Origin of the sequence: Entomoplasma freundtii (assembly GCF_002804205.1) — a bacterium.
Taxonomy (GTDB): domain Bacteria; phylum Bacillota_I; class Bacilli_A; order Mycoplasmatales; family Mycoplasmataceae; genus Williamsoniiplasma; species Williamsoniiplasma freundtii.
Genome location: NZ_CP024962.1, coordinates 111,724 through 126,879 on the forward strand (window position 1 = coordinate 111,724; position 15,156 = coordinate 126,879).

The window sequence follows — 15,156 nt, forward strand, 5'->3', positions numbered from 1 at the left end:
AAATAATGATTGAAAAAAAAGCAGCTAAAATTTTGGCTCGGGCCATTAAAAAAGCAGACCCAATAATTATTGCGAAACACCAACATCCTGATTGAGATGCAGATGGAAGTGCCTTTGGCTTGGCTTATTTATTAAAGGCCAGTTATCCTCGGAAAAAGATTTATGTTGTTGGTGATCGTTTGACTAAAAACAAAGATTTTGAACCAGGTACGGCTTGAGAGTCAAAACAGGTCTATCCATCAACAACTTTATTAATTACTGTTGATACCGCTAATTTAGAGCGCCTTGATTTTAAGGGATTTGCGGATATGCCTCACACCATTAAAATTGATCACCATCCAGATACCGACCCTTATGCTCAGTATAATCTTGTTGATGATTCAGCAATTGCTTGTGCCCAAATGATTGTTCAATTAGCTCAAATATTGAAATGGAAATGGACTCCTGAAGCGGCAAATTATCTTTACAAAGGAATTTTGACTGATTCTGGTCGCTTTCTACATGCGAAAACCAACGCAGAAACTTTTGAAGCAGCAGCCTTTGTTAATAAAAAGGGCGTTAATTTCCAAAAGGTTAATGATGAACTATATGTTGATTGCTTAAAAAACCGTCAATGGTGAAATTATGCTTTTAACAAGATGACTATTAGTCAGCAAGGAGTAGCCTCGTTAGTTTTACTTCCTTCCGATTATGAGGACCGGAAGCTAAATTATGAACAAATAAAAAGTGCCCTATCAATTATGTCGGGTATTGAAGAAATAAAAATCTGAGTTTTGGTAGTTGAGTGAAAAAATGATCTCAAAGTTTCTTTACGATCGCGAAAATATGACGTTGCCTCTATTGCTCAAAAATATCATGGTGGTGGTCACAAACTGGCTGCTGGAGCTAAATTGGAAACGCTAGAAAACGTAACTACATTAGTGAATGATTTAAATAGCCTAATCGTTCAAACTGACACTCAATCGAAAAAAACTATTCATCAGCCCCAAGAAAATAAGGAGTCTAAAAAGCATGGTACAAGCTAGACAGTTTACTAATAAAAGAACAGCCAAAAAAATTGGTTGAATTGAATTAATTACCGGTTGCATGTTTGCTGGCAAAACTGAAGAATTCATTCGTCGTCTTCGTCGCCATAGTTACGCTAAAAATAATGTCATTGCTTTTAAACCAGCAATTGATAAGCGTTATTCAGAAAAGGCGGTAGCATCGCATAATGGTACCACTTTTACTTGTTACCCAGTTGCTTCTGTTCAAGAAATGCAAGCTATTTTCGAAGTTGAAAATTCTAAACAATTAATTGACGTGGTTGGCATTGATGAAGTACAATTTTTAGATGAGACGGTTGTCGATTTTATCGAGGAATTGGCTAACCAAGGTTTAATTGTCATCACTACCGGTTTGGATCGTGATTTCAAGGCTGACCCATTTCAAAATGTCGATCGTTTACTAGTACTTGCTGAATATGTTGATAAATTAACAGCTATTTGTCACCAATGTGGCAATTTAGCAACAAGAACTCAACGACTTGTTAAAGGCAAAGCAGCTAGTAAAAACGATCCCCTGATTCTTGTTGATGGTAGCGAAAGTTACGAAGCTCGTTGCCGGAATTGTTATCAGCAAGCAAAGTAGAAAGGATAATAAACTAGAATGAATATAAAAACATTTGAGGCTTTGCAAACTATGCAACGTCGCATTCAACAAATTGATGACGAACTTCAAAGTGATGCAATCGCCACGAATATTAAAAAAATGACTGAACTCAACAAAGAACGTGCCAATTTACAACCGGTAGTAACCAAATTTGAAGAGTACCAAAAAAACGAGGCCGCTTTGGAGATGGCCAAAAAAGGTTTGCTAGAAGAAAAGGACAAAGAATTAATTGAGCTCCTAAAATTAGAGATTGAAACCACTTCAGCTGATTTGGAAATAATCCAAGCAACCATTGAGGAAATGTTAATTCCAAAAGACCCGAATGATGACAAAAACGTTATCGTAGAAATTAGGGGAGCCGCTGGCGGCGATGAGGCCAATATTTTTGCGGGTGATCTTTATCGAATGTATAAACTTTATGCAGAAAAAGTAGGTTGAAAAATTTCAGTTCTTGAAGCCTCACCATCAGAAGCTGGGGGCTATTCACAACTTATTTTTATGGTTAAAGGAGACCATGTTTATTCAAAATTAAAATTTGAGTCAGGAAGTCACCGGGTTCAGCGGGTTCCTAAAACAGAAGCTAAAGGACGCATCCAAACTTCGACTGCGACAGTAGCGGTTCTGCCGGAAATGGATGAGGTGGCTATCGAAATTAAATCAACTGATTTAAGAATTGATACTTATCGTTCATCCGGAGCGGGCGGTCAACACGTTAATACCACTGATTCGGCCGTTCGAATTACGCACCTTCCCACTGGAATAGTTACTGCGTCACAAGATGGTCGAAGTCAATTTGATAATAAAGATTTAGCAATGAAAATGTTACGAGCGAAAGTTTATGAATACGAAGTGTCTAAACAACAAGCAGAAGCTTCTTCCGCTCGTAAAAGTGCTGTTGGTACGGGTGCACGAAGTGAAAAAATTAGAACTTATAATTATCCTCAAAATCGGGTTACTGACCATCGTGTTGGTTTAACCTTAAATAAATTGGATCAAGTGATGGAAGGGCAATTGGACGAATTTATTATTGCTTTGGTAAATGATGACCAGCGCCAAAAAGTGGAAGCGCAATTGCAAGATAATTAATGACTTATCAAAAAGCTTTTTGAGAATTAAAAAAAACTTTTAGTGATTTTAATGACGGTTTAATTTACCAAATTTTGGAATTTTTAAGTGGTGAAAATAAAACTTGATTAATCGAAAATTGGGAAAAACCAATGACAAATTTGGCAAAATTCGCAGAAATTTATAAATTGCTACTCTCAGGCTATCCTTTTGCTTATATTTCTAAAAACAAAACCTTTTTAGGTCATGATTTTTATGTTGATGAATCGGTCCTGATTCCCCGTGACGAAACCGAATTATTAGTTCAAGAAGCTACAAAATGATTAAAACAATATCCTGATTGCAAAGTTCTCGACCTTTGCAGTGGTTCAGGAATCATAGGTTTGACAATTAAAATGAATCACCCTGGTTGCCAAGTGACCTTAAGTGATTTATCTGCTCCAGCTCAAATAATAGCTGCGAAAAATGCTCAAAAATTAAACCTCGATGTTGCTTTTTTAACTGGTGATTTTCTTGAACCGAGTTTAGAAAATCACCAAAAATATAATTTAATTACTTGCAACCCCCCCTATGTTGATAAAACTGATAAAGAAGTTGGGGCTTCCACAATTTTTGAGCCGGAAATGGCCCTTTATCCCCCCGACCTTTCTCAACCCCTATATTTTTATGAAATTCTTTTCCGAGATGTTTTTAAAATTATTAATAAAGGCAAACCTTTTGCCTTATTGTTGGAATTTGGCTATGACCAAAAAGAAAAGATTGAAAAAATAATTTTTCGTACATCATGGTTAAAGGGAAGTAACATAACTTTTTTTCAAGATTGAGCAGGCAAATGAAGGTTTGTGAAAATTGAAGGAGAACTTAAAGAATAATGCTTGATACTAAGAAGATTGAAATAGCAATTCAAAAATTAAGAGCTCATGAAATTGTAATTCTTCCAACGGACACCGTATATGGTTTTTCAACAACAATGACTCCTCAAGGAGCAAAAAAAATAAATCATTTTAAAAAAGCCCCTCTAGAAAAGCCCCTAATTGCGCTTTTTGCTAATTTAGAGCAAGTGGAGAAACATGTTAAATTAACAAAGATGACAAGGGAACTTTTATTAACTCCAGAACCAACAACAGTAATTAGTCCCCTTTTGGATGATAGTGGCACTTTAGCCGTTAGAATTGTTAAGCGTCCTGATATTCAAAAAATTATTAAAGTTCTTGGTCCTTTATGATCTACCTCAGTGAATTTTCATCAAGAACCAACGATTGTTGAGAAAAAAACAATTCAAAATAATTTTTCGGAAATTTATTTTTTTCCCGATAATGAAAATTGTCAAAACAATGCGAAACCTTCGCGAATTTTTAACCAATTAACTCAACAATGAATTCGCAAATAAGCTCCCAGCGAGCTTTTTTATTATATTTTTCTAAATTATTAGGTTTTCTAGGCCTAGCGTGAAAAATTTTTCTCGTTGATGAAAACTTTTTTCTTGGAGGAGGAATTATTTGTTTAAAATTAAAATGACATAGACAAAAAAAGAGGTTTATCTATGGCTGATTATGAAATGATTTTTGATTATAGAAGCAACAAGCATTATGGCAACGAGTTGATGACATTAATTAAAAAGGAAGCAGCCAAATCATCTTATGAATCTTGAATCTCACGAAGCAAATGAGACGAAAATTACATTCCCTTTGCCTTGGTTAATGAAAATGGCGATATTTTAGCTAATCTAGGTATAGTACGATTGTATGTTTATGCAAACCAAGTTCGCTATCAAGCAGTGCAATTGATAGGACTCTTGGTGAACGATGACTACAAAAATCAAGGTCTTGACAAACTTTTAATTCAAAAAGTTTTGGCAAAGTATGACGACCTTGTTGATCTCATTTATTCTTACGATCCATTGATTAATAACTTATTAAATGACGAAGTCGGCTTTGCAAATATTATCGATTGCCGCTGATGTAAAAACTGATCTGAAACATCAGGGCCAACAAGTTTGATTGCTAAAAGAATCGATACTACTTCGACAAAGGAATTGCGAAACCTTTGGGCAAATATCAAACATTCGGCACGTCTATCACCAACCCTTTCAACAAGCGGTGATGCCTCAATTAAGATTTACAACATTCTTAAATATTTTAGTAGGAATGTTTACTACATTCCGTCAAAAGATGTCTATGTTATTTTTACTATTGATAAGGATGTTTTTAAATTAATTGGCGTGCACTCAAAATGTTACATTGATTGGGACGAATTACTAAAAACAATTGTCCCAGCAAATATTAAAAAAATTGAATTTGGTTTCATGCCTCCAACTTCACTTGGAGATGTTTATCATCATGAAGCATCGGAACCAATTACTAATTACGGCCCGGAATTGGGATCATTGATGATTAAAGTTATTTCTGGTGAAATAAATACCTCACCTAATTTCTTCTTTCCAATGCTCTCACGAGGCAAATAAATTTTGGCGCTGATTCAGCGCTCTTTTTTTTATTTTGGGAAAAATAGTAAAATAAGGGGGAAAGGTAAGAATTTAATGACTAAAGAGTTTAAAAGAAGTGGGCATCGTTTGAAAAACCAGAAGCGAATTTATCGCAATTTTTTGCTTCACAACGATTTGAAAACCAAAGAATTTGTTAAAAATCCGGCCAGTGACCAAAAGAATATCATTATTAAAAACCTTGATTTTTTATTAAGATTAGCAAAACTAAAGGAAGTTCATTTTGTTAACCAAATGAATATCATTCGCTTGTTGACAAGTGAACTTTATCAGTTAGCAACAAAAACAGGACTCAAAGAAGATATGAAGGTTCTAAACAAAAAAATTGAAGCAAATCTTGATGAATATCACTTGATTTTAATTCCTGATAATTTGGAGAAAAATCTTGCGAGAGAATTCCATTTTACACCTGAGGAAATAACTCGTTATTTTTCTTTTCATCATATTTATTCAATGCTTGCTTCAACTTTTGCCAGTCCCTTTATTGACGATGATAATTATTATCAATATTATGAATATGGTTATTATTTAGCGATGTATCTAAATTTAGGTTATTATTCAAATAAAACAACTATTAACCCAAATTATTTAGTCTTTTGCGCCAAACTTAAGGCGCAAGAAAAGATGATTGAGGCAATTCAAAAAATCACCCCAGAATTTTTCAACTTATTTGTAATTAAAACAAATAAATGATTAAGTCAAGTAAACTATCACAAATTAGAAGTGGAGCAACGTACATAATGAAAAAGCATATTGTGGCCTTATTTTCTCTAATTTTTCTTTTCTCGGCCTACATTATTGCCATTACGTTACTTTCCGTTTTATTATCGCCTACTTTTCTTTGAACCTTGTTAGGGGTTGAAATTTTATCAATCATTTGGGCCTTTGTAGTTTTATTTAATCCACATCGTCGTGTTGAAACTCGAATTCGTTGAGCGATTTTCATTATTTTTATGCCCATTATTGGTTTAGGATCTTACCTCTTTTTTGGTCGTACTTATCATTACAAAACCACACGTGATTATCGTTACAAAAACTTTTCGGATTTCCGTGAACGTCCAATTATGAAAGAAATGAAGCAAACGACATTACCAATCATCGATAAAGACATTCCTGAATACAAACGTGCTTTTATGATGAGTCTTAACCAACAGGCGGACTTAATTTATAAAAATACGCAAATTGATTTATTACCCAACGGCAATATTGCCTGACCAACAGTTTTACGGGAAATGAGTAAGGCTAAAAACTATATTCTTTTGAATATCTATATTGTGAACGATGGGGAGCTTTACCGAAATCTTGAGTTAGTTTTAAAGGAACGTTTAGATGCGGGAGTACGTGTTTATTTTCTTTATGATTTCTTTGGTTGTTATGGAAAGTTTACTAGCGAAATGAAACGTAGACTCAAAGAAGCGGGAGCGCAAGTAGTGCCCTTTGGACCTGTTAAGTTGCCTTTTATAAACTGAACTATGAATTATCGTGACCACCGCAAGGATATTTCAATTGATGGTGAAGTTGGCTTTTTGGGAGGGATTAATTTATCCGATGAATATATCAACCTAAGTCCTAAATTTGGTATTTGGAATGACTCAATGATTAAAATCGAGGGCGATGCACTCCAAGGATTAGAAAAAATTTTCGTTTCGGATTGGTTGTTTTATACGAAAAAACTTTTAATTGATCAAGAGCCGAGTCTTGGCATTGCTAAACCAAAAACGACTGGCCGCCATGATTTGATGCAGGTGGTCTCATCAGGACCTAATCATCCAACCCCAATGCACTTGGACTTAATTTTAAATTTAATTAATAGTGCCCAGAAACGAATTTGGTTAGCAACCCCTTATTTTGTTCCTCCTGTAGAATTAATTAAATCCTTAGCCTCAAGTGCTCGTTCTGGAATTGATGTGCGTTTATTATTACCGGGTAAAGGCGATAAACAATATTTACTCAATGTTTCAAAATATTGAACGCAAGAGTTATATGATGCTGGTGCTAAAATCTATACATTAAATAATACCTTCAGTCACTTTAAAGCTTTTCTCTTTGATGATGAAATCTCGTTTGTTGGTTCAACTAATTTAGATTTTCGTGCTTTCTTTTCTGACCAACAAACAATGGCTTTAATTAAATCGCGTGAATTTAATAAAGAACTAACTAAGAAGTTTGAGCATGATTTCCATTTATCGCATCTCTACACCAAGAGGCCTTTAAGTGAACACAAAAGGTCTTATCGTTTCTTTATCCAAACTTTGAATATTATCACGCCATTACTTTAGGAGGTCTCTATGAGCTATCGTACAATTGAACAACAATTAAAAAAGAATGAATGAATTCATAATTTTCAACAAGAATCAATTCTTGACCAATTAATCCAAGAAGCGAGCGAGATTTTGCCTCGTGGTCGACAAATTATTTCGTTAACTTATGGAAATCAAGTCAAAAGCAATGGGACTTTAAGTGAAATTTGGTGGGTAATTTTATTAACCAATCGCGAAATTATTTTAGTCGAGTCACTTTTGGATGATGAGAAATGACGTGGAACTCCCAAAATGGTTAATTTTGATGACATTAAAATTATCAACGGAAAAAGAAGCAAGGGTAATAGTCAAATCTTAAGAATTAATATTGTAACCAATAACCAAAGTTGAACTTTTGAAACTTTAGATCTTGATTCGGGGTTACATTTTGTTGACCAAGCAGAAACCCTTATTGTTGAAGGCTTTCATGATTTGGCAGCCGTTTTAAAAACCCAAGAGTTTAATGACTTAGAAATTATTGATGAACGGAAAAAATCAAAAAAACATCATAAAATTTTCAACTATTTTTTCAATTTTAATTCGCTTTTAAAATCGACTCCGTCATTAAGAGCTCTTTTCCTCGCTTCGCAAATCGCCTGGTTAGTATGTAATATTATTTACGTTGCCCTGTGGGGAGCTAATAAGTTAGATGCTGGCGCTGCTTTAGGCCTTGGTTTGGTAATGGTTATTTTTAATTTGTTATCTATCGTTTGAGTCTTAGCTAACATAGTTAATGTTTGAGAAAAACACACGATTACCCCCTTGGCCCATCGTTTATTTCTTTTAGAGGGTCTTCTAATAATGCTTTTTATTACTTCCATTTTAATTTCTGTTAATTCTTTAACGGCTCCAACGTTTGCTGTAATTGGCCTTTTTACAAGTCTTTATGTTTTGGTGGAAGTTAGTTTGGAATTGGTCAAAGGTATTAGAGAAATCGATAATCCGGAAAAAGAACATGAGAAAAACTTTCCAAGCAAGTCTCATTAACTATCAATAAACTCCCAAAAATAAATAAAATTGTTTTTTTTATTTATTTTCTTGACTAAAACTGGTATTATAGTGTCTAATATTATGGGGGTTGAAAAATGACCAAAAAAATTACCGTTTTTCTTAAAAAAGAAAATATTTGGAAAAAAACGTTTTTCGGTCTTTTTGTTTCCTCTTTAATAAACATTCACAATCAAATTTTAAAACCTATTTGTTAAGTCATCGACTTAACAAATAGGTTTTTTTAAAGTTGAAATCGGGTCTTTGTCTAAGAAACAAAGCTAAAGAAGCACGAAACAAAATAAAGCAAAGCAAAGAAAAGCGAGCAATGAAGAGAGGAAGAAAAAATGAATAAAAGTTTATTTAATTTGGATGATTGGACAAAAGAGGATGTTAACCAATGTCTTAATGAAGCATTAGCTTTTAAAAAGGCTGAAAAAATAGTTAATTATCATCAGGAAAAAGTTGTAGCTAACCTTTTTTTTGAACCATCAACAAGAACCCATTATTCGTTTGATGTGGCGGCTCACAAACTAGGTTGCAAAACCTTAAATTTCAATGAAAAAGTAAGTTCCACAAAAAAGGGAGAAAGTCTTTACGATACAATCAAGACCTTTGAAGCCTTAGGAGTTGATGCGATGGTGGTCCGCCATCCAGAAAATGAATATTATAAAACCTGAGAAAATAAAATCAAAACTCCAATTTTAAATGGGGGTGATGGTTCAGGAAATCATCCCACCCAAAGTTTATTAGATTTGTTAACAATCAAAGAACACTTTGGTCACTTTGAAGGTTTGAAAGTGATGATTGTTGGAGATTTGAAATACTCCCGAGTGGCCAAAACGAACATGAAAATCATGCAGAAACTTGGTATGGAGGTCTTTGGAGCCAGCATTGACGAACTTTACGTTAATGGCATTAAAAAAGCTAACTTCAAAACTGATTTACCTCACATGGATGTCGTGATGCTATTACGCTATCAATTTGAACGCTTTGCTGAACAAGAAAACTATCATCTTGATTATCTAAAAAATTATAAATTAACAAAAGCATTAGTTGAAACTATGAAACCAAACGCTATTATTATGCATCCAGCTCCATTTAACCGCGGGATAGAAATTGACGACGAAGTTGTGGAATGTAGCCAATCAAAAATATTTGACCAAATGAGCAACGGAGTATTTGTACGGATGGCTCTAATTAATCGCGCTATTTCTGATCAAGGGAAACAAAATTAAAGTGGTCAAAACAATTACTTTTACTAATGCCTTAATTTATCGTAACCAAAACTTTGAAACAACCAATTTAACAATTACTGATACCAAAATTGTGGCGATTGGGCCGCAATTGATTGGGGAAATAATTTCCTTACCGAACGGAAGCCTTATTACTCCAGGATTTATCGATCTCCATGCCCATTTTCGCGAACCAGGTCAAACTAATAAAGAAGATCTTCTTTCGGGAGCAATGGCTGCTTTATATGGTGGCTATCAAACTGTTTGTTTGATGCCAAACACAACTCCAACAACTGATAATCTTAATATTTTACAGCCCCTCATGGAAAAGGCTAGAACAGCCCCTATCAACCTTAAGTTTTTTGGCGCAATTACAAAAAATCTGGCTGGCGAAGAAGAAACTGATTGAGAAAGTCTAAATAATATGGTGGTTGGGTTTAGTGATGATGGGAGTTATTTGGCTAATCACCAGATGCTGGAAGCGATTCTTCGGTTTGGAGCGAATAATGAGAAATTGGTTAGTTTGCATGTTGATAGCCGTCACAAATTGGTAAGCGAAACAAAAATCTTGCGCCAAGAAGTAGCAAAAAAATTTGGTCTTCAAGGGGTTGATGATGATTATGAATCAAACCCTTTAAGTCGGGACTTGGGATTGGCTTTGAAGCACCAATTACCTTATCATCTTTGTCATTTATCAACACAAAAAAGTGTCGATTTATTAAAAAAATCTCGTCTAATAAACTCCAAAATTACTGCTGAAGTAACTCCTCATCACTTAGTTCTAAGTCTAGAAGATATTCACAAAGATGATGCGAACTTTATGATGAATCCACCCTTGAATAGAGCGATTGATCGTCAAAGTTTAATTCAAGCCTTAAATGAAGGGATTATCGATGTAATCGCTACAGATCACGCCCCTCATGAAGCTATATCAAAAGCGGGCTTTGCCACAGGAACGATGGGAATTATTGGGTTGGAATTCGCCTTTCCACTTCTTTACACCCATTTAGTCAAAACTAAGCAAGTGCCCTTAGAAATAATTCTAGAAGCCATGAGTATTAAACCCGCTAAATTAATTAATCATTCAGATATTAGCCTGAATATTGGTAATGAGGCAACTTTTACAATTTTAGATTTGGCAGAAAGCCAACCAGTTTTGGCCGAAAAACTTCACTCTAAATCACATAACACCCCATTTTTAAACCAAGAGTTATTTGGTTGACCATGAGCCAATGTGCAACATGGCAAAATTTACTATCTAAAAGGAGAAACTGAAAATGTTAGAGAAAATTCGCGAAAAAACTATATTAATTAGCAATGACTGTGTTGCTCCGAACTTATATTTAGCGACATTCAAAGCGCCAATCATTAGTCAATTAGCCCACCCTGGTCAATATATGAATATTTTTCCAGCGTCGCATTTTACAAGCCCTCGTGCGTTCAGTTTTTTTGGAATTAATCCTTCTGAAGAAACGGTGCAAGTTTATTACCAACTACGTGGGGAGGGTACTCATTATATGGCGGAACAATTAAAAATTGGTGATGATGTTTGAATGGAAGGGCCTTGTGGCGATGGGTTTCATTATGGTCAAAACAAAAAAACTTTAATTGTTGGGGCTGGAGTGGGCTTGGCACCGATGAAATGCCTTGTGGAAGTTTTACAACGCCATCACCAAGATTTCGAAGTGTTAATTGGAGCTCGAAGTGAAAACTTCTTGAAAATTTTAGAATTGTTTCCGAAAAATGTTAATTACAAAATTGTTACCGATGATGGATCGTGTGGTCCTAAGCAAAATGTTTTGGAAGCTTTAGAAAACTATTTAGTAACCGATGAAGCCAAAACAGTTGATTCAATCATTGCTTGTGGGCCCAATCCGGTTCTAGAAGAAATAGCCCGTCTAGGAGAGAAACATAAAATTACTGTGCAATCTGCTTATACACGTCCGAAGGGTTGTCCTTGAAAAGAATGCCATAAATGTATGAAACAACGTTTGAAGACAATATAAAAGTAATAAGAAAGAATTTTGTGAAGGAGAATTTAATATGTTAAAAACGAATTTTTTAGGGTTTGATTTGCAATGCCCTTTGACAGTAGGAAGCGGAACATTTGGTTATGGAGATGCTTATAAAAAAATTAATTCAATTAATGAATTAGGCATTTTGACGACTAAAGGACTAAGTCTAATGTCTCGAGAAGGTAATCCTCAACCTCGGATTGCGCAAATCCCGATGGGTCTACTAAATTCAGTTGGTTTAGAAAATCCAGGTTTTGCCGAATTTAAGGAAAAAGTGGTACCTGCTTATAGTCAATTGAACGTGCCTATCATGGTCAATATTAGCGGACGAACAATCGAGGAATACCAACAACTCGCCGCTAAATTAAATGAAATTGCCGAAATTGCTTTGATTGAACTAAATATTTCTTGTCCTAATGTAAAAGAGGGCGGAATTCTCTTTGGGACTAATTTAGATTTAACTCGAGAAACGGTCCGTGCCGTTCGCCAAGTTTTAACGAAAAAGAAATTAATCGTAAAATTATCGCCATCAGTAAGCGATATTCAAGCCTTTGCAAAAGTTTGTGAAGATGAAGGAGCCGACGCTTTATGTTTAATTAATACAATTCCAGCTCTTCACATTGATATAAAGACTAAAAAGCCAGTTCTTGGTAACGGTATTGGGGGCCTAAGTGGACCTGCGATTAAGCCAATTGCCGTGCGAATGGTTTACCAAGTCGCTCAAGTGGTTAATATCCCAATTATCGGCATGGGGGGAATTACTTCTACTGAAGATGCAATTGAATTTATGATGGCTGGAGCTTCAATAATTGGTATTGGGACTGGCCTTTTCCAAAAACCAAATTTAATTCAGGAAATCAAAACTGGTTTGCAACAATATTGCCAAGAAAACAACCTAAATAATATTCAAGAAATTGTTGGAGCTGCTCATGAACCTAGACAAATCAGCGCCTAAAGTTATCATTGCTTGCGATTTTCAATCGAAAATAGAGCTAAATAACTTTTTAGCAAAATTTCCTCCCTCAGAAAAATTATTTTTAAAATTAGGTATGGAGTTGGTTTATGGGGTTGGCTTTGAAATCATTCAAGAACTTAAAAATCGTGGTCATGCCATTTTTTTAGATTTAAAATTGCATGATATTCCTGTAACCATGCTTAAGGCTCTACACTCCCTTAACCAATACAAAGTTGATTTTTTAACAATTCACTTAGCGGCAGGACAAAAAAGCTTAGACTTATTAGCACAAGAAGCTCCAAATTTAGCCATGAAACTTCTAGGGGTAAGTGTTTTAACAAGTCTTGATGACCAGGATGTGCAAACTCTCTTTCAAAATCCCGCACTTTCAAGTAATGGATTAGCGCTTAATCTTGCTGGTTTAGCAGCTCGAAGTAATTTGTATGGTCTTATTTGTTCTCCTCGCGAAGCAAAAGTAATCAAAAGTACCTATCCAAAGTTAAAACTAATCACCCCTGGAATCCAAATGGGGACAAACCAACAAAGTGACCAAAAGCGTGTGGCTACTCCGCGTCAAGCAGCCGAATGAGGTTCAGATTTCTTAGTCGTGGGTCGACTTATTACGCAAAGCCTAGACCCTTATCAAACTTATAAGACCATAATCAAGGAGTTCATAAATGAAAATAATTAGTAAGGATACGAAAAAGACTCTTATTCAAGATTTAATTAATATTAAAGCGATTAATATTAATACGCAAAACCAATTTACTTGAGCCTCAGGAATAAAATCACCAATTTATATTGATAATCGTTTAATTATGAGTTACCCCCATGTAAGAACTCGTGTGGTGGAAGGTTTGGCTAACTTAATTAATGAAGAATGACCTAATATTCCCATTGATACTTTTTTTGGAACAGCAACTGCAGGGATACCTCATGCCGTCTTGCTTTCACATTTCTTAGAGAAACCATGTGGCTATGTAAGGTCGAGTAAAAAAGACCATGGCAAAGGCAACCAAATTGAAGGAGCCTATAAAAAAGGTGATCAAGTTATCGTTGTTGAGGATCTAATTTCAACTGGGGGTTCAGTAATTAAAGTGGTTGAAAGTCTTCAACAAGCCGGTTTAAATGTCAAAGGTATTGTGGCTATCTTTAGTTATGATTTGCAACGTGCCCATGATAACTTCAAAAAATTAGATATTCCTTACTATTCCCTACTGAATTTCCATGATTTGGTAACTTATTTACCAACAAATAGTAGTGAAGATAAAGAAATGCTCATTAAATTTCAACAAAATCTTTAAAGTTAATTATTCTTTCGCTTTTAATGATAAAAAACCCTAAAAAGTGGGGTTTTTTGTTTTAAATATTCCTTGTTATTTATCAATGAATATTGTAAAATATTACTTGTGCTGGTTCAACACGCACGGAAATGTGAAAGGAAGGAGGACTTAAAATGCCAACAATTAACCAATTAGTTAAAACCAACCGTAAACAAAAAACTTGAAAAGTTAAAGCTCCCGCTTTAAGTCGTTGAGTTAACACTTTACAAAAAAAATCAAAAAAAATTAATGCCCCTCAAAAACGTGGAGTATGTACTCGTATTTATACGATTAAACCTAAAAAACCCAACTCAGCTTTACGTAAATGTGCTCGGGTTAAATTAAATAACGGAATGGATGTTAATGCCTACATCGGTGGTGAAGGACACAACCTACAAGAACATAACGTAGTGTTAATCCGTGGAGGTCGTGTAAAAGACTTACCTGGGGTTCGTTACCATATCGTACGTGGAGTACTTGATACTCAAGGTGTTGATAAACGTAAACAAAGCCGTTCATTATACGGAACCAAAAAACCGAAAAATTAGTTTGTTGAACCACTAAGATTTCTTAATAAATATTTAGAAAGGAGTATAACATGCGTAAAAATCAAGCAGAAAAAAGAGATGTTTTGCCAGATCCAGTTTACAATTCAAAACTTGTAACTAAAGCGATTAACAAAATTATGCGTGATGGAACCAAAGGGGTTGCCCAAAAAATTCTTTATCAAGCATTCGAAATAGTTGAAGAAAAAACTCACGAAAACCCTGTTGAAGTTTTCAATAAAGCAATTGATAATATACGCCCTCACCTAGAACTAAAAGTTCGTCGTATTGGAGGGGCTAATTACCAAGTGCCTAACGAAGTTTCAGCTGACCGTCAAGTGACTTTAGCACTTCGTTGATTGATCAATTATTCTCGTTTACGTAACGAGAAAGACATGGTTGTGAGATTAGCTAACGAAATTATTGACGCTTCAAACAATGTGGGAGGAGCCGTTAAAAAACGCGAAGATACTCACAAAATGGCCGAAGCTAACAAAGCCTTTGCTCACTACCGTTGATAATCACAATGATTATCAACCTTATAAAAAACCATATAAATTAAAAACCAATTTAATAGAA

Annotated in this window: 17 protein-coding genes; all 17 read left to right on the forward strand. The window is 34.9% G+C overall.

Annotated elements, in window-relative coordinates; all coding sequences use genetic code 4:
* Positions 1-5: 5 nt before the first annotated feature.
* On the forward strand, positions 6-1,025 hold the full coding sequence (locus tag EFREU_RS00435) for a DHH family phosphoesterase (RefSeq protein ID WP_100609078.1): 1,020 nt from the start codon (positions 6-8) through the stop codon (positions 1,023-1,025).
* A complete protein-coding gene (locus tag EFREU_RS00440) occupies positions 1,012-1,629 on the forward strand; it encodes a thymidine kinase (RefSeq protein ID WP_100609079.1) in 618 nt (205 codons plus the stop codon). The genes EFREU_RS00435 and EFREU_RS00440 overlap by 14 nt, the downstream gene beginning before the upstream one ends.
* An 18-nt stretch (positions 1,630-1,647) precedes the next feature.
* Entirely contained in the window at positions 1,648-2,736 is a 1,089-nt protein-coding gene (gene prfA, locus EFREU_RS00445) for a peptide chain release factor 1 (RefSeq protein WP_100609080.1), read from the forward strand.
* Positions 2,736-3,587, forward strand: coding sequence for a peptide chain release factor N(5)-glutamine methyltransferase (gene prmC / locus EFREU_RS00450; RefSeq protein WP_100609081.1), 852 nt, complete (start codon positions 2,736-2,738; stop codon positions 3,585-3,587). Before prfA ends, prmC begins: the two co-directional genes overlap by 1 nt.
* Positions 3,587-4,105 carry an L-threonylcarbamoyladenylate synthase gene (locus EFREU_RS00455; RefSeq protein WP_100609082.1) on the forward strand — a complete coding sequence of 173 codons (519 nt, stop codon included), beginning with the start codon at positions 3,587-3,589 and terminating at the stop codon, positions 4,103-4,105. The genes prmC and EFREU_RS00455 overlap by 1 nt, the downstream gene beginning before the upstream one ends.
* 153 nt (positions 4,106-4,258) lie before the next feature.
* Complete coding sequence (locus EFREU_RS00460) at positions 4,259-5,179, forward strand: hypothetical protein (protein WP_100609083.1); 921 nt, start codon at positions 4,259-4,261, stop codon at positions 5,177-5,179.
* A gap of 75 nt (positions 5,180-5,254) precedes the next feature.
* The gene (locus EFREU_RS00465; RefSeq protein WP_100609084.1) at positions 5,255-5,959 is read left to right on the forward strand and encodes a hypothetical protein; all 705 of its coding nucleotides are present in this window, start codon (positions 5,255-5,257) and stop codon (positions 5,957-5,959) included.
* Positions 5,959-7,497: a cardiolipin synthase gene (cls, locus tag EFREU_RS00470; protein ID WP_166666733.1), complete on the forward strand. Its 1,539-nt coding sequence runs from the start codon at positions 5,959-5,961 to the stop codon at positions 7,495-7,497. Before EFREU_RS00465 ends, cls begins: the two co-directional genes overlap by 1 nt.
* A 9-nt stretch (positions 7,498-7,506) precedes the next feature.
* Entirely contained in the window at positions 7,507-8,505 is a 999-nt protein-coding gene (locus EFREU_RS00475; protein ID WP_100609086.1) for a hypothetical protein, read from the forward strand.
* Between the two features lie 347 nt (positions 8,506-8,852).
* Entirely contained in the window at positions 8,853-9,743 is an 891-nt protein-coding gene (locus tag EFREU_RS00480) for an aspartate carbamoyltransferase catalytic subunit (RefSeq protein WP_100609087.1), read from the forward strand.
* A gap of 1 nt (position 9,744) precedes the next feature.
* Positions 9,745-11,055, forward strand: a complete 1,311-nt coding sequence (locus tag EFREU_RS00485; RefSeq protein ID WP_232673622.1) for a dihydroorotase — start codon at positions 9,745-9,747, stop codon at positions 11,053-11,055.
* Positions 11,018-11,746 carry a ferredoxin reductase domain-containing protein gene (locus tag EFREU_RS00490; RefSeq protein ID WP_100609088.1) on the forward strand — a complete coding sequence of 243 codons (729 nt, stop codon included), beginning with the start codon at positions 11,018-11,020 and terminating at the stop codon, positions 11,744-11,746. Before EFREU_RS00485 ends, EFREU_RS00490 begins: the two co-directional genes overlap by 38 nt.
* Positions 11,747-11,783: 37 nt before the next feature.
* On the forward strand, positions 11,784-12,710 hold the full coding sequence (locus tag EFREU_RS00495; RefSeq protein ID WP_100609089.1) for a dihydroorotate dehydrogenase: 927 nt from the start codon (positions 11,784-11,786) through the stop codon (positions 12,708-12,710).
* Positions 12,685-13,401 carry an orotidine-5'-phosphate decarboxylase gene (pyrF, locus tag EFREU_RS00500; protein WP_100609090.1) on the forward strand — a complete coding sequence of 239 codons (717 nt, stop codon included), beginning with the start codon at positions 12,685-12,687 and terminating at the stop codon, positions 13,399-13,401. Before EFREU_RS00495 ends, pyrF begins: the two co-directional genes overlap by 26 nt.
* Entirely contained in the window at positions 13,388-14,014 is a 627-nt protein-coding gene (gene pyrE, locus EFREU_RS00505; protein ID WP_100609091.1) for an orotate phosphoribosyltransferase, read from the forward strand. The genes pyrF and pyrE overlap by 14 nt, the downstream gene beginning before the upstream one ends.
* A gap of 152 nt (positions 14,015-14,166) precedes the next feature.
* The gene (gene rpsL / locus EFREU_RS00510; RefSeq protein ID WP_100609092.1) at positions 14,167-14,580 is read left to right on the forward strand and encodes a 30S ribosomal protein S12; all 414 of its coding nucleotides are present in this window, start codon (positions 14,167-14,169) and stop codon (positions 14,578-14,580) included.
* Between the two features lie 50 nt (positions 14,581-14,630).
* Positions 14,631-15,098 (forward strand): 30S ribosomal protein S7, encoded by a 468-nt coding sequence (gene rpsG, locus EFREU_RS00515; protein WP_100609093.1) that lies wholly within the window; start codon positions 14,631-14,633, stop codon positions 15,096-15,098.
* Positions 15,099-15,156: the final 58 nt, after the last annotated feature.